This window comes from Cystobacter fuscus DSM 2262, assembly GCF_000335475.2.
Lineage (GTDB): Bacteria > Myxococcota > Myxococcia > Myxococcales > Myxococcaceae > Cystobacter > Cystobacter fuscus.
In genome coordinates this window covers 166,702-185,042 of record NZ_ANAH02000007.1, presented here as the reverse complement: position 1 = coordinate 185,042, position 18,341 = coordinate 166,702, and the positions used below count along the sequence as shown (strand labels likewise).

At 67.7% G+C, this 18,341-nt stretch carries 12 protein-coding genes; 8 read left to right on the top strand and 4 right to left on the bottom strand.

Features of this window, described 5'->3' with window-relative positions:
- Window positions 1-83 precede the first annotated feature (83 nt).
- Window positions 84-2,303, top strand: a complete 2,220-nt coding sequence (locus tag D187_RS57700; RefSeq protein ID WP_002621133.1) for a UTP--glucose-1-phosphate uridylyltransferase — start codon at window positions 84-86, stop codon at window positions 2,301-2,303.
- On the opposite strand, the gene galK is transcribed toward D187_RS57700, so the two are convergent.
- Window positions 2,300-3,409 carry a galactokinase gene (gene galK / locus D187_RS13040; RefSeq protein WP_002621132.1) on the bottom strand — a complete coding sequence of 370 codons (1,110 nt, stop codon included), beginning with the start codon at window positions 3,407-3,409 and terminating at the stop codon, window positions 2,300-2,302. The two genes, D187_RS57700 and galK, sit on opposite strands and share 4 nt — an antisense overlap.
- A 15-nt stretch (window positions 3,410-3,424) precedes the next feature.
- On the bottom strand, window positions 3,425-5,083 hold the full coding sequence (locus D187_RS13035) for a family 43 glycosylhydrolase (RefSeq protein ID WP_002621131.1): 1,659 nt from the start codon (window positions 5,081-5,083) through the stop codon (window positions 3,425-3,427).
- Window positions 5,084-5,451: 368 nt separating this feature from the next.
- Here D187_RS13035 and D187_RS13030 point away from each other — a divergent pair, with 368 nt between their 5' ends.
- From D187_RS13030 to D187_RS13010, 5 genes are all read left to right on the top strand, one after another.
- Window positions 5,452-7,308, top strand: a complete 1,857-nt coding sequence (locus D187_RS13030) for a glycoside hydrolase family 43 protein (protein WP_002621130.1) — start codon at window positions 5,452-5,454, stop codon at window positions 7,306-7,308.
- A gap of 103 nt (window positions 7,309-7,411) precedes the next feature.
- Window positions 7,412-8,395 carry an ABC transporter substrate-binding protein gene (locus tag D187_RS13025; protein ID WP_002621129.1) on the top strand — a complete coding sequence of 328 codons (984 nt, stop codon included), beginning with the start codon at window positions 7,412-7,414 and terminating at the stop codon, window positions 8,393-8,395.
- On the top strand, window positions 8,385-9,869 hold the full coding sequence (locus tag D187_RS13020) for a sugar ABC transporter ATP-binding protein (RefSeq protein WP_002621128.1): 1,485 nt from the start codon (window positions 8,385-8,387) through the stop codon (window positions 9,867-9,869). Before D187_RS13025 ends, D187_RS13020 begins: the two co-directional genes overlap by 11 nt.
- Window positions 9,859-10,839 (top strand): ABC transporter permease, encoded by a 981-nt coding sequence (locus D187_RS13015; RefSeq protein ID WP_043429600.1) that lies wholly within the window; start codon window positions 9,859-9,861, stop codon window positions 10,837-10,839. The genes D187_RS13020 and D187_RS13015 overlap by 11 nt, the downstream gene beginning before the upstream one ends.
- Window positions 10,836-11,795, top strand: coding sequence for an ABC transporter permease subunit (locus D187_RS13010; protein WP_002621126.1), 960 nt, complete (start codon window positions 10,836-10,838; stop codon window positions 11,793-11,795). The genes D187_RS13015 and D187_RS13010 overlap by 4 nt, the downstream gene beginning before the upstream one ends.
- 109 nt (window positions 11,796-11,904) lie before the next feature.
- Here the strand turns inward: D187_RS13010 and D187_RS13005 are convergent, their stop codons facing one another.
- Window positions 11,905-13,338 carry a carbohydrate porin gene (locus tag D187_RS13005; protein WP_043429597.1) on the bottom strand — a complete coding sequence of 478 codons (1,434 nt, stop codon included), beginning with the start codon at window positions 13,336-13,338 and terminating at the stop codon, window positions 11,905-11,907.
- Window positions 13,339-13,872: 534 nt separating this feature from the next.
- On the opposite strand from D187_RS13005, the gene D187_RS13000 reads away from it, so the two are divergent.
- Together D187_RS13000 and D187_RS12995 are read left to right on the top strand one after the other, a co-directional pair.
- Window positions 13,873-14,757 carry a carbohydrate ABC transporter permease gene (locus tag D187_RS13000; protein WP_002621124.1) on the top strand — a complete coding sequence of 295 codons (885 nt, stop codon included), beginning with the start codon at window positions 13,873-13,875 and terminating at the stop codon, window positions 14,755-14,757.
- Window positions 14,754-15,590, top strand: a complete 837-nt coding sequence (locus D187_RS12995; protein ID WP_002621123.1) for a carbohydrate ABC transporter permease — start codon at window positions 14,754-14,756, stop codon at window positions 15,588-15,590. Before D187_RS13000 ends, D187_RS12995 begins: the two co-directional genes overlap by 4 nt.
- 72 nt (window positions 15,591-15,662) lie before the next feature.
- On the opposite strand, the gene clpB is transcribed toward D187_RS12995, so the two are convergent.
- Window positions 15,663-18,266 (bottom strand): ATP-dependent chaperone ClpB, encoded by a 2,604-nt coding sequence (gene clpB, locus D187_RS12990; RefSeq protein WP_002621122.1) that lies wholly within the window; start codon window positions 18,264-18,266, stop codon window positions 15,663-15,665.
- Window positions 18,267-18,341 lie beyond the last annotated feature (75 nt).

The window sequence follows — 18,341 nt, the reverse complement described above, 5'->3', positions numbered from 1 at the left end:
ACAACTCTCTGCCTGGGATGTCACCCACCGTCAATGAAACCCAGTTGCCGCGTGAGGGTGCAGGGCTTAAACCGGGCCCACCTATGACCGACACGTCTCCAGGTTTCGATCCGACGAAGTTCCAGGAATTGGTGGCCAAGGTCCGACAAGAGCAGCAGAGCGCCGGACCGTCCACGCCCGCGGTGGAACTCCGCCCGCTGGATCCCTCCGACATCGAGGCGGTGCCCGCGCCCGGCACGCCGCTGTTCGAGGAATGTCTCCGCCTGGGCTCGGAGTCCCTGCGGCGGGGTGAGGTCGCCATGGTCATCCTCGTGGGTGGCGCGGGGACCCGCTTCGGTGGGGCGGTCAAGGCCCTGGCCCCGCTCATCGACGAGCGCACCTTCCTGGACGTGCGGCTGGAGGACGTGCGTCAGGTCGCCCAGCGCCATGGCGCCCCGGTGCCCGTGGTGCTGATGACCTCGCCGCTGACCCACGAGGGCATCGAGGCGTTCGTGCGCGCCCGGGGTCTGGGCCGGGACGTCCTGCTGTTCCAGCAGCGGATGCTGCCGCGGCTGACGCCCAACTGGGAGCTGTTCCGCGACAAGGCGGGTGAGCTGTCCCTGGCCCCGTCCGGACACGGGGACTTCTTCCGGGCCCTGCGCGAGAGCGGCACGGCGGCGGAGCTGCACCGGCGCGGCGTGCGCCACGTGTTCTTCTCCAACATCGACAACGTGGGCGCGACGCTGGATCCCATCATCGTCGGGCTGCACCTCAAGCTCGGCCGGGAGATGACGGCGGAGGTGACGCCGCGCGCGAACCAGAACGGCGCGCTCGACACGGGCGCGGCCCCGGTGCGCATCGGCAATCACCCCCAGCTCATCGAGCACATCGATCCCAAGCAGCACCGGCTCATCAACACCAACAACATCGCCTTCGCGCTGGACGCGTTGCTCAACAAGAACATCGACCTGCCCTACCGCGTGGCGCGCAAGAAGGTGGAGGGCCAGGAGGTGCTGCAGCTCGAGCAGGTCACGGGCGAGGCCAGCACCGTCGTGGGCCCCGACAACCGCCCGCTGCTCTCCGTGGCCTTCATCGAGGTGCCGCGTGACAACCCCGTCACCTCGCGCTTCGAGCCCGTGAAGGCGCCCGAGGATCTCTCCTACGTCGTTCCCCGGCTGCGCGAGCGGCTCCAGGCGGCCTCCACCCGGGTGACCGCGGGCGCGTCGGAGACGCCGCGCTTCGATCCTTCCGAGCTGGAGACCAAGCTGTCGCGCGTGCGCGCGGTGCTGGAGAAGCACGGCCTGGGCGCGGTGCGGTTGCGCGGCGTGGACTGGTTCGCCTGGGCGACCTGCGGGGGCTCCAACGTCGTCCTGCTGTCGAGCGACGTGGGCGTGGCCGAGGTGCTCATCACCCGGGACGGGGCGTGGGTGCTGACGGACGCCATCGAGGCGGCCCGCCTGGAGGAGGAAGAGGTGCCCCCGGGCCTCACGGTGTGGTCCGGTCCGTGGCAGGACAAGGGCCAGCGCGAGACGTTCGTCGCGGCGCGCGCGGGCAAGGCCCCGGTGGCGTCCGATCGCCCCACGCAGGGCGAAGTGCCGCTGCCCCAGGAGCTGCTCCATACCCGCTGGTCGCTGCTCCCCCAGGAGCTGGCGCGCTACCGGGTGCTCGGGCGTGACGCGGCGGAGGCGGTGACGGACGTGCTGCTCGCGGCCAGGCCGGAGTGGACGGGCTGGCAGCTCGCGGGCGCGGGCGCCGAGGCCCTGTGGGCTCGGGGCATCCACCCCACGCTGACCCTGGTGGGCGAGGAGCGCCGCCTGCCCCTGCACCGCCACGCCACGGCGAGCCGGGAGAAGCTGGGCGGACGCGCCATGCTCGTCTTCTGTGGCCGCCGCCACGGGCTCTTCGCCAACCTCACCCGCTTCGTCTACTTCCGCAAGCCCACCCCCACCGAGCGCCACCTCATCGCGGACGTCGCCCAGGTCGAGGCCGCGGTCTTCAAGGTCTCGCGTCCGGGCGCCACGCTCGGCGAGGGCTACGACGCACTCGTGAAGGCGTACGCGGCGCTGGATCGCAAGGGTGCCGAGGCCTTCCACCACCAGGGCGGCTCGTGCGGCTACCTGTCGCGGGACGAGGTCGCCCGGCCGGGCTCTCGGACCGTGCTCCAGCCCCACAACGCCCTGGCGTGGAACCCGTCGCTGCCCGGCGCGAAGATCGAGGACACCATCGTCACCAGCGAGGGCGGGGTGGAGATCCTCACGGTGGACCCGCGCTGGCCCACCGTGAGCATCGACGGCCGCCCCCGGCCGGACATCCTGGTGCGTTAGGCCCCGGAGGGCTGGGGCAGGAGGATCGTCGGGCGCTGGCCGGAACGGGCCGCGTAGCGCTCGGCGATCCGCCGGGCCACGGCGGTGCCGGTGCCGTCACGGGCCAGCATCACCACCGAGCCGCCGAAGCCACCGCCCGTGAGGCGCGCGCCGTACACGTCCGCGTCCTCCCGGGCCAGGTCCACGAGCAGATCGATCTCCGGCACGGACACCTCGTAGTCCAGGCGCTGGGAGTCGTGCGAGGCGTAGAAGAGCCGGCCCAGGCCGGGGAGATCTCCCTTGCGCAGCGCCTCCACGGTGGCGAGCACGCGGGCGTTCTCCGTCACGACGTGCCGCACGCGCCGGCCCAGCGGCTCGGACAGGGCCAGGGCCCGGGGGAGATCCGCCTCGGTCAGATCCCTCAACTGGCTCACACCGAGCTGCTTCGCGGCGCGCTCGCACTCCGCGCGGCGCACGCGGTAGTCACCCGCCGAGTGGTTGTGCGCGACGCCCGAGTTGATGATGACGGGATCCACGCCGGGCGGGAGGGGAACGCGCTCGAAGCGCATGGTGTGCGTGTCGAGGAAGAGCGCGACGTTCAGGCCCGCGATGCTGGCGGCCATGGGATCCATCACGCCCACCGGCGCGCCCACGAAGTCCACCTCCACGCGCTGGCCGAGCAGGGCGATCTGCACGTCATCCAGCTTCAGCGCGAACGCCTCGCGCAGCGCGCGCAGCAGGCACACGTCCAGCGACGCGCTGGAGGACAACCCGCTGCCGAGTGGCACCTCGGAGGTGATGCGCAGCTCGACGCCCGACAGGGGGAAGCCCGAGCGTTGGAGCACGTGGGTGACGCCCTGGACGTAGTCGAGCCAGCCCTTGCCCGTGGACTCCTGGCCGAGCTCGAACTCGAGGATCTCCCCCGAGGCGCTCTTGTTGGTACTGAAGGCGCGAACACGCCGGTCCCCCCGTCGACGCAGCTCCACGTGCGTCTGCTGGGGGATGGCCATCGGCAGCACGAAGCCACCGTTGTAGTCGGTGTGCTCGCCGATGAGATTCACCCGGCCGGGGGCCTGTGCGACGACCTCCGGCGGATGACCGAACAATTCCTGGAAGGTAGGGCTCACGCCCCCTTTCATCGATTATTCGGGGGTGATGCGCAACGAATCAAAACGGGCGGAGGCGCCAGGCAGCCCGCCAGCGGTGAGTCCCACGCGCACGCCCCGGTCCCACGGAGGCAGGAGGATGGGGCCGTCCTTGCGGTAGCTGATGCCGCCATCCTGCGTTCCGCCCACGTCCACCCAGGTGCCCTCCTCGCCCCGCACCGAGAACTGGAACAGGTGCCCGGCCTTCGCCTTCATCCGCAGGGTGAGCTTGCCGTCGGCCGCGGCGGGCGCGTCGACGGAGGTGACCGCCACCTGCTGGCTCTCATAGCGCCGCCAGACCTCGACCTTCTGGCCGTTGAGCACGACGCCAATCCAGTTGTCCCAATCTCCCACCGCCGCGAGTCCGGCCTGGACTCCGTCGGTGACGCTGGTGACATCCACGACGGCCTCGGCCGCGTAGGCGCCGGTCGTGGTGGCGCGGGCGAGGATGGCGCCCACGGGCCTGTCCGCCCGATCCGTGGTGGGCACGCCCAGGGTCAACAGCCCGTTGGCGAGGCTCGGGATGGGAGGGAAGGCATTCGGCCACTGCCAGCCGAGGGTGAGCGACTGGGAGGTGAACTCATCGGAGAAGGGGGCTAACTGGGTGAGCACCTTGCCGCCCGGACCCCGGCGCGAGTTGATCGTGGGCCAGCCATCCTCGCCCCATTGGATGACGTCCAGCATGCCCTGGCGGCCGACGTAGACCGTGTCCGTGGTGCGGTAGGCGTGGTACAGCAGATAATCGCGGCCCTGAGCGTCCGTCACCACGCTGCCGTGGCCCGGGCACTTGAAGGACTCGTTGTTCTTCATGATGGGGTTGAGCGGGTTCTTCTCCCAGCCCTCGAGCAGCTTGCGCGAGCGGGCCACGCCCACCGCGTAATTGCACTCGCGGCCACAGCAGCCGGCGCCGGCGTAGAACAGATAGAACCAGCCATTGCGCTTGATGAGGTGCGGCCCCTCGATGAGCTGGCCCTCCCAGGGGGTGTCGTTGAGGAGGATCTGCGTCTTGTCTCCCACGAGCTTGGGCTCGTTTCCGCTCACGTCCAGCCGCTGCGCCCAGAGGGGAGTGGGCAGGCCCCGGCTGTTGCCGTCCAGCTTCCAGACGAGGAAGAGCTCATCGTTCTCGTCGCGGATGAGCGCGCCGTCGATGGAGCCCAGCTCCTCGCAGACGAGCGGACCATGGTCGGTGTACGGCCCCTGGGGCTGGGCGGAGGTGGCCACGGCGACACACAGCGGGCCGCCCTTCTTCTTCGCCGTGTAGAAGACGTAGTAGCGGCCCTTGTCGACCGCCAGCTCGGGCGCCCAGTAATTGGCCTCGGACCAGGAGGGCTGCTGCGTGAAGATGGAGCCCACCTGCTCCCAATTCAGCAGATCCTTCGAGTGCAGCAGCGGGTACTGGGGCGCCCACTCCGAGGACGTCGCCGAGGCCCAGTAGTCCTCGCCCACCTTGATGACGGACGGGTCGGCGAAGTCACCCGAGAGCACCGGGTTGGTCACCGCGAGCGGCGGCAGGGGCGGGGGAGGCGGCTCCACAGGGGGCTGGGGCTCCACCGGCGGCGGCTTGGGAGTATCCTGCGTGCAGCCTGTCACCGCGAGCGTCAGGGACACGGACAAGGAAAGCAGGGCCGCGGAAAACGAGACACCGCGTGAACGCATCAAAGAGGATCCTCGGCGAAAAGGGGCGGCAGGCTACGGTGTGCGGATCTCCCGGTCAATCCAGCAGGACGTCAGGATTGGCGGACACGTGTCACTCACTGCATGTCTGGGTTCGCGCTGGACATGTATTTCAGCCGACATCTGGTTTTGACGCAATGCATTGTCATCGCGTCTGGTGCGGCGGATGGAGGGCGGACGAGAGGGCGGCTCGCTGTCCTTGACACCCTCCACCCGCCTGTATCTGATGCGCGGCCTCTTGCACGGTGCCCGGGACCGGGCGGCCTGAGAGCCACCAGCCGTCAAATCATCACGCGAAGGGAGCAGGGTTCATGCGGAGAGGTTTGTCCTCGTCTCGGAATTGGAGCCGGATGGGAGCCCTGCTCCCGGTACTCGCATTGCTGACCCTCACGGCCTGTCCGAGCGAGCCGACACCTCCGACGCCCCCGGAGCCTCCGGGTTCCGAGCCCCCGCCGCCTCCGGCACCCACGCCCGTGAGCCGCGTCTTCACCAATCCCCTGCGGGCCTCCGTTCCGGGCGGAGGCTTCGTGGAGACCTGTGCCGACCCGACTCTCATCCGCGGCCAGGGCAGCGATACGTCTTGGTACATGCTGTGTACCTCGGATCCCCTGAACGAGCAGGACCGGGACAGCTCGGGCCGCTACAAACACCACCTGTTGCCCATCCTCAAGTCCCAGGACCTGGTCACCTGGGCCTACGTGGGGGATGCCCTGACCAAGATCCCGGATTGGGCCAGGCCCGGCGCCGGCATCTGGGCCCCCGAGATCGCCTGGTTCAACGACAAGTTCTATCTGTATTTCACCGTCACCGACACCCCGGAGGGCGGCAGCGCCATCGGTGTCGCGACGAGCGACAGCCCGGCCGGGCCCTGGATGATCTCGAACAAGCCCGTCGTGGAGCCGCACGAGAACGTCTGCTGCGGCAACTCCAGGCGGCACGTGTACGACCCCGAGGTCCTCGTCACGCAGGGGGGGAAGCGGTACATCTATTACGGCAGCTATTACGGGGGCATCTCGGTGCGCGAACTCTCGGAGGATGGGCTCACCTCCGACAAGTACACCCAGGTGGAGGTCGCCACCCCCAACCGCTACGAGGCGCCCAACGTCATCCAGCATGGGGAGTATTACTATCTCCTGGCCTCCGCCGCGGAGTGCTGCCGGGGCGCGCTCACCGGCTACAGCGTCTTCGCCGGACGCTCCAAGCAGCCCTATGGCCCCTTCGTGGATCGTGAAGGCGTGCGCCTCACCTACAACCGCGTGGGCGGCACGCCCGTGCTGGGCGCCAATGGCAACCGCTGGGTGGGAGTGGGGCACAACAGCGTCTTCACCGACACGGGCGGCCAGGATTGGATCGTCTATCACGGCATCGACCGCCACAGCCCCTACGTGTCGAGCACCCCCGGCGGGGGGGATCTCCTCAACAAGCGTCCGGTGCTCATGGACGCGCTGGACTGGGTGGATGGTTGGCCGGTGGCGCGTGGAGGCCAGGGGCCCTCGGACTCCGAGCAGCCCGCTCCCGCCGCCCAGGCCAACGAGAAGAGCCGCTACGCGCCCGTCTTCGCGAAGCAGGATCTGCCGGGCGCCGAGCTGACCGCCTTGTCGGACGAGTTCAATGGCTCCTCGTTGGACCCGAAGTGGTCCTGGACGCGTCCTCCCGTGATGAGTGACTACGGCGTGGAGGCGGGCCAGTTCCGCTTCAACACCCGGAACAAGGACATCTACCAGGGCGACAACGCCGCCGCGGTGCTCTGGCAACCCGCTCCCACGGGGAACTTCCTCGTGGAGACGAAGATGGCGCTGAACGTTCCGCCGGTGAGCTGCTGCCACAACTTCGTCCAGGCGGGTCTGCTCATCCAGAAGGATGATGACAACTACGTGCGGCTGACCCACGTCTCGTACTACGAGACCCGGCAGATCGCCTTCTCCAAGGAGGTGTCGCTGGAGCAGGTGCCGGTGGGGGCGCCGCTCTTTGGTGATACCTATGGAGGCCCCGCCGACGAGACCGTCTGGATGCGCATCGCCCGGCGGGTCCAGGGCAGCGAGGAACTCTACACCGCGTATTCGAGCCGGGATGGCACGACCTGGACCCGGACCGCGACGTGGACCCACGCGCTGGGCGCGGCGCCCCGGCTGGGCCTGTTGTCGATTGGTGGAGAAGGCTTCGTCGCCACCTTCGATTACGTGCGGGTTTATGAGCTGAAGGAGTAGAACGGACGCCGCTGTCCGGGCAACACCGTCGCTTGTGGTGCACCGAGTGGAGCTTCGTTGATTTCAGCGGCGGACCGGTTTCGCCGCTCACCTGGAGGGACGCATGAGATGGATGATCGTGGCGGCGATGGTCGCCCTGGTGGGTTGTAAGCAGCAGGCCGCGGAGAACAAGGCGCCGACGACGGGCGCGGAGGGCGCGGGCGCCCCGGTGGTCAAGAAGCTGACCGTGGGCTTCTCCCAGGTGGGTGCCGAGAGCGCCTGGCGCACGGCGGAGACCAATTCGATCCGCGGCGAGGCGGAGAAGCGGGGCGTGGAGCTCAAGTTCGCGGACGCCCAGGGCAAGCAGGCCCAGCAGATCCAGGCCCTCACGTCCTTCATCGCGCAGAAGGTGGACGCCATCGTGCTCGCCCCGGTGGTGGAGACGGGCTGGGACGTGGTGCTGACGCGCGCCAAGGAGGCCAACATTCCGGTCATCCTCGTGGACCGCGGCATCAAGACGAGCGACGAGAGCCTCTACACCACGCTCATCGCCAGTGACTTCGTGGAGGAGGGGCGCATGGCGGCCGAGTGGCTCGCCAAGAAGACCAACGGCAAGGCCAACGTCTACGAGCTGCAGGGCACCACGGGCGCCGCCCCGGCCATTGATCGCAAGAAGGGCTTCGAGGAGGTCCTCGCGAAGTACCCGGACATGAAGATCATCAAGAGCCAGAGCGCCGACTTCACCCGCGCCAAGGGCAAGGAGGTCATGGAGGCCTTCATCAAGTCCGACCGCGAGCAGATCCAGGCCGTCTACGCCCACAACGACGACATGGCCCTGGGCGCCATCCAGGCCCTGGACGAGGCGGGCATGAACCCGGGCAAGGACGTCACCGTCATCTCGGTGGACGGGGTGAAGGGCGCCTTCGAGGCGATGGTCGCCGGCAAGCTCAACGCCACGGTCGAGTGCAACCCGCTGCTCGGGCCCCTCGTCTTCGACACCATCACCAAGGTCCGGGCGGGAGAGAAGGTCGAGAAGTTCATCAAGAGCCACGACCAGCTCTTCGAGCAGACCACCGCGGCACAGGTCATCGGCTCGCGTGAGTACTGAGCCCATCCTCATCGCTCGCGGAGTCCAGAAACGTTTTCCCGGGGTCCACGCGCTGGCGGGCGTGGACCTCGAAGTTCGTGCGGGCGAAGTCCACTCCTTGATGGGCCAGAATGGCGCCGGCAAGTCCACGCTCATCAAGATCCTCACCGGCGTCTATGCGCGAGATGGAGGCTCCCTCACCTTCGAGGGACGTGACTTCCATCCCACCTCGCCAGGTGATGCCCAGAAGAAGGGCATCAGCACCATCTACCAGGAACTCAGCCTCATCCCGACCCTCACGGTGGCGGAGAACCTGTTCCTCGGCCGCGCCCCCCGGCGCTGGTTCGGCATCGACTGGCGGGCCATGCGCCGTCAGGCCGAGGAGATCCTCGCCACCTTCGATCTGCACGTCGACGTCACCCAGCCGCTGGGCACGTTGTCGGCCGCCGTGCAGCAGCTCGTGGCGATCGCCCGCGCCGTGCAGACGCGCGCCCGGGTGCTCATCATGGACGAGCCGACCTCGAGTCTCGACAGCCACGAGACGGAGGTGCTGCTCGACACCATCGTGAAGCTGAAGCAGCGGGGACTCGGCATCATCTTCGTCACCCACTTCCTGGATCAGGTCTACCGGGTGAGCGATCGTATCACCGTGCTGCGCAACGGCGCGCACGTGGGCACGTACGAGGCCAGCCAGCTCTCGCGTCTGGATCTGGTCTCGCACATGCTGGGCAAGGTGCCCGAGGAAGTGGAGCCCGCGCTGCACGAGCATGGGCCGGCCCAGCGGCCGGTGGTCGTCGAGGCCCGGGCACTGGAGCGCCGGGGCGTGCCCGCGTTCGATCTGACGTTGCACGAGGGCGAGGTGGTGGGCTTCGCGGGGTTGTTGGGCTCGGGCCGCACGGAGGCCGCGCGTCTGTTGTTCGGCGCCGACCATGCCCGGAGCGGAACACTCAATGGTGAGCCGTCCAAGGGTCCCCGCCACGCGATTGACCAGGGGATGGCCTTCCTGCCCGAGGATCGCAAGGCGGAGGGTATCTTCCCGGAGTTGTCGGTGCGCGAGAACATCGCGCTGGTCGTCCAGCGCAAGCTGGGCTTCACCTTGTCGTACGCGCGTCAGATGCAGCTCGCCCAGGAGTTCGTGACGAAGCTGGGCATCAAGACGCCCTCGGTGGAGCAACCCATCCGCCTGCTCAGCGGCGGCAATCAGCAGAAGGTCATCCTCGCCCGGTGGCTCGCGTACGAGCCGCGCCTGCTCATCCTCGACGAGCCGACGCGCGGCATCGACGTGGGGGCCAAGGGGGAGATCGAGAAGCTCATCCAGCAACTGTCCCAGAAAGGACTCGCGGTGCTCTTCATCTCGGCGGCGCTGGAGGAAGTGCTCCGGCTGTCTCATCGCATCGCCGTGTTCCGGGATCGCAAGAAGGTGGGGGAGCTGTCGCGCACGACGCTGCCAGAGGTCATGAAGATGATCGCCAGCGAGGACACCGATGCGCGCTAGGAATTTCTGGCCCTGGGTGGCGCTCGCGGCGCTGCTCGTCTTCAACCTGCTGTTCACCCCGGGCTTCGCGCGGCTGGAGCTGCGCGACGGCCGGCTGTTCGGCACGCTCGTGGACATCTTCCAGAACGGTGCCCCCGTCATGCTCCTGTCCGTGGGGATGACGCTGGTCATCGCCCTGGGAGGAATCGATCTGTCGGTCGGCTCGGTGATGGCGCTGTCGGGCGCGGTCGCGGCGCTGCTGATGACGGAGCAGGGGCAGTCGGTGCCCGTGGCGGTGCTGGCCGCCCTGGCCCTGGCGATGGGGGTGGGCGCTTTCAACGGGGCGCTCGTCGCCTATGGCGGCATCCAGCCCATCATCGTGACGTTGGTGATGCTGGTGATGGGGCGAGGGCTCGCGCAGGCGCTCACGCATGATCAGAAGATCCGCTTCGAGGTGCCGGCCTTCGAGTTCATCGGTAACGGGACGGTGCTGGGCCTGCCGTTTCCCATCTTCCTCGTGGCGGCGCTGGCGCTGCTCGTGGGGCTGATGCTGACCAAGACCGCGGCGGGGCTCTACCTCGAGGCGATGGGGAGCAACCCGCGCGCCGCGCGGTTGTGTGGCCTGCGGGTGCATGTCATCCGGCTGGTGGCGCACATGACGTGTTCCTTGTGCGCGGGGCTCGCCGGGCTCATCGCCGCGGCGGACATCAAGGAGGCGGACGTGGCCAACGCCGGGCTCTACCTGGAGTTGGATGCCATCCTCGCCGTCGTGCTGGGCGGCACGAGCCTGACGGGAGGGCGGGCCAACCTCGTGGGCTCGCTCATCGGGGCCACCTTCATCCAGACGCTCACCACCATGCTCCAGATGCGCGGGGTCATCACCGAGCACACGCTCATCATCAAGGCCGCGGTGGCGCTGTCCGTGTGCTTCATGCAGACGCCCGCCTTCGAGCGGCTGGCGCGTCGCTTCCGGTCCGCGGAGGCCGCATGAACTTCGTGCGCAAACACATCACCGTGCTGGCGGGCTTGTTCGTCTACGTGCTGCTCTACGCGGTGGCGGCGCTCCGCTACGAGGGCTTCTTCTCGCTGCCGGTCTTCATCAACTTCCTGTCCAACAACGCGGTGCTGGGCATCGTGGCGGTGGGCATGACGTTCGTCATCCTCTCGGGTGGAATCGATCTGTCCGTGGGGGCGGTGATGTCCTTTTCCAGCGTGGTCATCGGCGTGCTGGTCATGGACCTGCACTGGAACGTGTACGCGGCCATCGCGGCGTCGGTCGTGTGTGGCACCGCGTTGGGCGCGGTGATGGGGGCCATCATCCACGCGACGGGCATCAAACCGTTCATCGTCACGCTCGCGGGGATGTTCTTCGTCCGGGGTCTCGCCTTCCTCATCCACCTGGAGTCCATCTCCATCTCGGATCCACGCCACACGGCCATCGCCCTGGCCAGCGTGGGAGCGCTGCCGGTGACGGCGGTGCTGTTCCTGGGCTTCGTGTTGGTGGGGTGGTACGTGGCGGTGCTGACGCCCTTCGGCCGTGAGGTCTACGCGCTCGGGGGAGGGGAGGAGGCCGCGCTGCTCATGGGCCTGCCGGTGCGGCGCACGAAGATCGCGGTCTACGCCGTCAGTGGCTTCTGCGCGTCGTTCGCCGGGGCGGCGCTCACCTTCTACCTGTCGAGCGGCAGCCACCTGGAAGGCGTGGGCATGGAGCTCGACGCCATCGCCACGGTGGTGATTGGCGGCACGCTGCTGGCGGGCGGGGTGGGCTCGGTGTTCGGCACGCTCATCGGCGTGTTGATGCTGGGCCTCATCCTCACGTCCATCACCACGTACGAGGGCATGATGAGCTCGGGGATGACCCGCGTGGCCATTGGCGGCCTGCTGCTGGCGTTCGTGCTCTTGCAGAAGGTGCTGACGCGGCGGGCGGGCGTGGGCCGCGCCACCTGAGCAAAGCAGAAGGCCCGTCCTTCCAGTGGCGCCTCGCGGAGCCGGGAAGAGACGGGCCTTGGGGGAGCCTCCCACGGTCAGGTGCCGTGGGAGCCTTTCCCGGGGAAGACTAGAACCACCACTCCACGCGCGTGCCCAGGTAGTGGCCGACCTTGACCGGACGGCCGTTGTCGGACACGACCTGCTGGTAGGGCGAGACGAGGCCGATCGCCGCGGCATCGTTGTAGAAGGCGGCCGTGTAGAAGAGGCGGAAGTGGGGGCGGGCCCACATGGTGCGGCCGCCGAGCGGAACGAAGGTGGGCGCGATGGTCAGCTTCAGGGCCGTGGCCAGCTCGCCGTTGGCGATACCGACCTGCTTGACGCCCTGGTAGTGGGCCTCGCCGATGAGGTGGAGGTGGTCGGTGAAGTAGTACTCGCCGCGGGCGCCCACGCCGAAGTCCATGGCGTTGCCCACGATGGTGCCGGGCGCGCCCTCGGCGTCGGTCCGGTTCCGCAGACCCTGGCCCCAGTGCAGGATGGCGTAGGCGTTGAGGCTGAAGGCATTGCCGAAGTTGTAGAGGAAGTGATCCACGGCCTGGATGCCCGCGGAGTCGTCATAGACACCCTCGGTGTTGGCCTGGCCAAACGAGTAGTACGTCTGGGCACCGCCACGCGCGCCGCTGGCGGCGCGGCTGCCATAGCGGATGGACATGTCATTGAAGGAGCCGTTGCCCAGGTCGAAGTGCGCCTTGGCGCCCAGCACCCAGCCCATGTCGGCGTTGAGGCCGACCACCTCGCCATCCGACTGTCGCGTCACCTTGGCGGCCGGCAGCAGGTGCAGTTCCGCCAGGCCATGGAAGGAGTGACCGGCCTCTAGCTTGTGCACGTACTGCGCGACGAACACGGTGCGCTGGCGCCGGATGTCTCCCGCATCCAGGCGGCCGTTGCCGTTCACGTCGAAGTTGTACTGGCCGCCGGGGCCGACCGCGGTCTGCATGATGATGGCCAGATCCAACGGGCCGTACATCACGCCACCGCCCTGTCCCGCCAGGTTGTTGAAGTAGAAGATATCCGCGATGTGCACGTCCGTGCCGCGGTAGAACCGGGCGCCGCCCCACACCCGCAGGTTGGGCAGCAGGATGTTGCCCGCCTCCACGTAGGCCTGGAAGAGCGCGATGACGAGCGGGTCGCCGTTGTTGCTGATCGCGCCGGCGAACAGGCCGTTCTGGGTGTACATGGACGGGGTGATGACGAAGTCCACGTACGGCGCGCTCGTGTCCGTGCTCGGCGCGAGCAGGTGCAGCTTGATCGCGGGCTCGAGATAGTCGCCTTCCTCGAGACGGCCGCCGATGGCGCTGCCCGTCACGTTCATGCGCTGTCCCTGGATGTAGCGGCCCGAGCTGGGATCCCAGGCGACGCCCATGCGGCCGTACATGGAGATCTCGAGACGGTCGTACAGGAGGCTCGCGTTCGCCGGTGTGGAACCCGCCGCCAGGGCGATGACGCACAGCATCAGGCAGACGCGCCAGAGGCGGGACAGGGTAGGGGTGGAGTCAAGTGTCATGAAGTCAATCTCACAAGGGGTCCGCAGGGCAGCTCATACTCTGCTGCACATACTCTGACACCGAAGTTGTTGGGTTTGTCGAGAAAATTAGGGATGCTGCTACGCGTCGTTCTTCCCACCGGAGGCAGGCGTCGAATGCGAGACAGGCGGAGAGCGCCCACGAGGGCCGCCGCTCCAGTTTTCCTGTTGGAAAGTACCGGCCTGGGCAGGGACTCGAAGGCTGAAACGTGTAAGCAAGACCATTGGTGCGAGGGAGTGATTCGGCTCGTCCCGCCAACGGCAGTCCGCGGGTCCGGCGCTCATGACTGTCTACGGGTGAGATGGTGGGGGCGCGGACCATTGGCTTTGGCTGGATTGGTTTGAAGTCCTATGGTCCGTGGCGGTGAAGGGCGGCCGCGGTGGGAACGACATGGATGAATTCTTGACTTGTAACGCATTGATGAACCACGAGGGGACGCGTTGAGTATGGCGGACAGCGGCACAAAGGCAGCAACCCATCCATCCTCCGAGGGCTCCGCGCCGAGCCCGGGCTCGATGTTGGCCCGGCAGCGCGTGCGGGCGGCGTGGCTGTTCCTGTTGCCCACGCTCGTCGTGTTGGCGGGAGTTGCGGGGTGGCCTCTCTTTCGGACCTTCTGGTTCGCCTTCACCAACGCGAACCTCGGCAGCAGCGAGCCGCCCGAGTTCGTCGGCCTGGAGAACTTCGTCGTGGTGATGGAGGATCCGGACTGGTGGCGCTCGGTGCGCAACACGTTCCTGTTCACCGGGGTCTCCGTGACACTGGAGACGGCGCTGGGGATGATCATCGCGCTCACGCTCAACAGCCGCTTCCGGGGCCGGGGCGTGCTGCGGGCGGCAGTGCTCGTTCCCTGGGCCATTCCCACGGTGGTGTCCGCGAAGATGTGGGGGTGGATGTTGAACGACCAGTACGGCGTCATCAACGAGATGCTTCTGTACGTCGGATTGATCTCCGAGCCCATCGCCTGGACGGTGGATCCCAACCTGTCCATGGTCGCCATCATCGCGGTGGACGTGTGGAAGACGACGCCGTTCATGACGCTGCTCCTGCTCGCGGCGCTGCAGATGCTGCCGGACGAGCTCTACGAGGCGGCGCGGTTGGATGGGGCCCACCCGGTGCTCGTCTTCTTCCAGATCACCCTGCCGCTCATCCGGGGGCCGATGCTGGTGGCCATCATCTTCCGTGTGCTGGACGCCCTGCGGGTGTTCGATCTGTTCTACGTGCTCACCAGCAACAGCAGCGAGTCCATGTCCATGGCCGTCTATGCCCGGCAGCAGATGTTCGAGTTCCAGGATCTGGGCGTGGGGGCCGCGGCGGCGACGCTGCTCTTCGGGCTCATCGCGCTGTTCACCATCATCTACATGCTGGTGAATCGCAACTCGGTGATTCAGGAGGCCGCATGAGCCAGGCCCTGGTGTGGTTGAAGCGGATCTCGTTCGGCGTGTTGGTGACGGCCATCACCGTCTACACGCTCTTTCCCTACTATTGGGCGGTGGTGTCGTCGCTCAAGGAGGGCAGCGCGCTCTTCCAGGTGCAGTGGTGGCCCACGAAGCCGGCGTGGCACAACTACGTCGCGGTCTTCACCGAGCAGCCCTTTGGCCGCAACCTGCTCAACTCGGTGCTGGTGGCCAGCTCGGTGGTGATCGTGTCGCTCATCCTGGCGATCACCGCCGCCTTCGCCCTGGCGCGCATCCGCTTCCGGGGGCGTGTCCCGCTCATGCTGATGATCCTCGGCGTGTCGATGTTCCCGCAGATCGCGGTGCTCTCCGGCATGTTCGAACTCATCCGCGCCCTGGGGCTGTACAACAAGCTGTCCGGACTGACGCTGTCCTACATGCTCTTCACGCTGCCGTTCACCGTGTGGGTGTTGACGACGTTCATGCGTGAACTGCCCAAGGAGCTGGAGGAGGCGGCGGTGGTGGATGGTGCCACGCCCTGGGTCGTCTGCATGCACGTCTTCCTGCCGCTGCTGCGTCCGGCGCTGGTGACGACGGGCCTGCTCGCCTTCATCGCGGCGTGGAACGAGTTCCTCTTCGCCCTGACGTTCACGCTGGATCAAAGCGCGCGCACGGTGCCGGTGGCCATCGCGCTGATGAGCGGCGCCAGCCAGTACGAGTCGCCCTGGGGCCTCATCATGGCGGCGTCCGTCATCGTGACGACGCCGCTCATCGTCCTGGTGCTCATCTTCCAGCGCAGCATCGTCTCCGGCCTCATGGCGGGCGCCGTCAAGGGCTAGAAACGGCTCCGCCCCACACGGTGTGAGCACCGTGCGGGGCGGGGAAGGGCGCCCGGGACGAGCGCCCGGGGTTCAGGCCGCCTTCGCCTCGCCCTTGCCGAAGGTCAGGCCGTCCTGGTCCGCGTCCACGAGGATGTGCTCCCCGGGGGCGTAGTCACCACCGAGCACCTTGCGCGCCAGCGGATCCATCAGGTGCTTCTGGATGGCGCGCTTGAGCGGACGCGCTCCGTACACCGGATCGTAGCCGCGCTCGGCGAGCACCGCCGCGGCCTTCTCCGAGAGCGACAGGGTGAGCCGCTTGTCCGCGAGCAGCTTCTGCAGGCGCCCCACCTGGATGTCCACGATGCGCTGGATGTCGCGCTTGCGCAGCGGCTCGAAGAGGATGATTTCATCCACGCGGTTGAGGAACTCCGGCCGGAAGTGCTGGCGCAGGATGCCCAGCACGTCCTCGCGCGTGCGCTCGTCCAGCTCGTCCTTGCCCGCCATGCCCTCCTGCAGCGCCTGCGAGCCGATGTTGCTCGTCATGATGAGCACCGTGTTCTTGAAGTCCACGGTGCGCCCCTGGCTGTCCGTCAGCCGGCCCTCGTCGAGCAGTTGCAGCAGGATGTTGAAGACGTCCGGGTGGGCCTTCTCGATCTCGTCGAAGAGGATGACGGTGTACGGACGGCGGCGCACGGCCTCGGTGAGCTGGCCGCCCTCGTCGTAGCCGACGTAGCCCGGAGGCGCGCCCACCAGGCGGGCCACGGAGTGCTTCTCCATGTACTCGGACATGTCGATGCGCACCATGGCCGTGTCGTCATCGAAGAGGAACTCCGCGAGCGCCTTGGCCGTCTCCGTCTTTCCCACGCCCGTGGGGCCCAGGAAGATGAACGAGCCGATGGGCCGGTTGGGATCCTGCAGGCCCGAGCGCGCGCGGCGCACGGCGTTGCTCACCGCCTCGATGGCGCTGCGCTGACCGATGACGCGCTTGGCCAGCCGGTCCTCCATGTGGACGAGCTTCTGCACCTCGCCCTCCAGGAGCTTGGAGACGGGGATGTGGGTCCACTTGGCCACCACCTGCGCGATGTCCTCCGCGTCCACTTCCTCCTTGAGGAACTTGTGGCTCTTCTGCAGCTCGGCCAGCTGCTCGTTGCCCTGGGAGATCTCCTTCTCCAGGTTGGGGATGACGCCGTACTTCACCTCGGCGGCCTTGTTGAAGTCGCCCTGGCGCTCGGCCGCGGCCTGATCGTTCTTGGCCTTCTCGAGCTTCTCCTTCTTCTCGCGGATGCCGGCGATGGCCTTCTTCTCCGAGTCCCAATGGGCCTTGAGCGCGGTGAAGTTCTCGCTGAGGTTGGCCAGCTCCTGTTCGATCTTCGAGAGCCGCTCCTTCGAGTGGGGATCCGTCTCCTTGCGCAGGCCCTCGCGCTCGATCTCCAGCTGGGTCATCTTGCGCCGGATGTCGTCGATCTCCGTGGGCATGGAGTCGATCTCGATGCGCAGGCGGCTGCACGCCTCGTCCACGAGATCAATCGCCTTGTCGGGCAGGAAGCGGTCGGAGATGTAGCGGTTGGACAGCGTCGCCGCCGCCACGAGGGCCGAGTCCTGGATGCGCACGCCGTGGTGCACCTCGTAGCGCTCCTTGAGGCCACGCAGGATGCTGATGGTGTCGTGCACCGTGGGCTCGCCCACCATCACCGGCTGGAAGCGCCGCTCGAGCGCCGCGTCCTTCTCGATGTGCTTGCGGTACTCGTCGAGCGTGGTGGCGCCCAGGCAGTGCAGCTCACCGCGCGCGAGCGCCGGCTTGAGCATGTTGCCCGCGTCCATGGAGCCCTCGGCCTTGCCCGCGCCCACCAGGGTGTGCAGCTCGTCGATGAAGAGGATGATCTCCCCGGCCGAGTCGGCCACCTCCTTGAGCACCGCCTTGAGGCGCTCCTCGAACTCACCGCGGAACTTGGCGCCGGCCACCATGCCGCTCAGGTCCAGCGTCACCAGGCGCTTGTTCTTGAGTCCCTCGGGCACGTCGCCGTCGACGATGCGCCGCGCGAGCCCCTCGGCGATGGCCGTCTTGCCCACGCCCGGCTCGCCGATGAGCACCGGGTTGTTCTTCGTTCGCCGGCTGAGCACCTGGATGCAGCGGCGGATCTCCTCGTCGCGGCCGATGACGGGGTCCAACTTCCCGGCGCGCGCCGCGTCCGTCAGATCGCGCCCGTACTTCTCCAGCGCCTGGTAGGTGGACTCGGCGTCCTGGCTCGTCACCCGGGCCGAACCGCGCACCTCCTTGAGGCTGGACAACACGCGCTCGCGCGTCACGCCGGAGGACTTGAGCACCTCGCCCACGTTCCCCTTGTCCTGCGTGAGGGCGAGCAGCAGGTGCTCGCTGGAGACGAAGTCATCCTTGAGGGACTTCGCCTCGTCCTCCGCCTTGTCGAAAACCTTGGCCAGACGCTGGCGCACGGCCGCGCTCTCGCCTCCCTGCACGCGGGGCAGCTTCTGGAGCGCCTCGCCCAGCCGGGACGCGAAGAGCTTCACGTCCACGCCGATTTTGCGCAGCAGGGGCTCGACGATGCCGTCCTTCTGTTCGAGCAACGCCGCCGCGAGATGCTCCGGCTCGTAGTCCGGGTTGTCGGCACGCCGGGCCAGAGACTGACCTTCCTGGATGGCCTCCTGGGCCTTCACCGTATACTTGTCGAGTCGCATGTCTCCAACGTAAGGGCCACGCACCCCTTGGCAAGGAAGGCCAGTCCGAGCTCCTTTCACGCCCCGTGGGGGCTT

Coding starts and splice junctions, on each gene's coding strand:
- D187_RS12995 (WP_002621123.1), top strand. CDS start 14,754: ATGAGCCAGGCCCTGGTGTGGTTGAAGCGGATCTCGTTCGGCGTGTTG.
- D187_RS13015 (WP_043429600.1), top strand. CDS start 9,859: ATGCGCGCTAGGAATTTCTGGCCCTGGGTGGCGCTCGCGGCGCTGCTC.
- D187_RS13005 (WP_043429597.1), bottom strand. CDS start 13,338: ATGACACTTGACTCCACCCCTACCCTGTCCCGCCTCTGGCGCGTCTGC.
- clpB (WP_002621122.1), bottom strand. CDS start 18,266: ATGCGACTCGACAAGTATACGGTGAAGGCCCAGGAGGCCATCCAGGAA.
- D187_RS57700 (WP_002621133.1), top strand. CDS start 84: ATGACCGACACGTCTCCAGGTTTCGATCCGACGAAGTTCCAGGAATTG.
- D187_RS13000 (WP_002621124.1), top strand. CDS start 13,873: ATGTTGGCCCGGCAGCGCGTGCGGGCGGCGTGGCTGTTCCTGTTGCCC.
- D187_RS13010 (WP_002621126.1), top strand. CDS start 10,836: ATGAACTTCGTGCGCAAACACATCACCGTGCTGGCGGGCTTGTTCGTC.
- D187_RS13035 (WP_002621131.1), bottom strand. CDS start 5,083: ATGCGTTCACGCGGTGTCTCGTTTTCCGCGGCCCTGCTTTCCTTGTCC.
- D187_RS13030 (WP_002621130.1), top strand. CDS start 5,452: ATGGGAGCCCTGCTCCCGGTACTCGCATTGCTGACCCTCACGGCCTGT.
- D187_RS13025 (WP_002621129.1), top strand. CDS start 7,412: ATGAGATGGATGATCGTGGCGGCGATGGTCGCCCTGGTGGGTTGTAAG.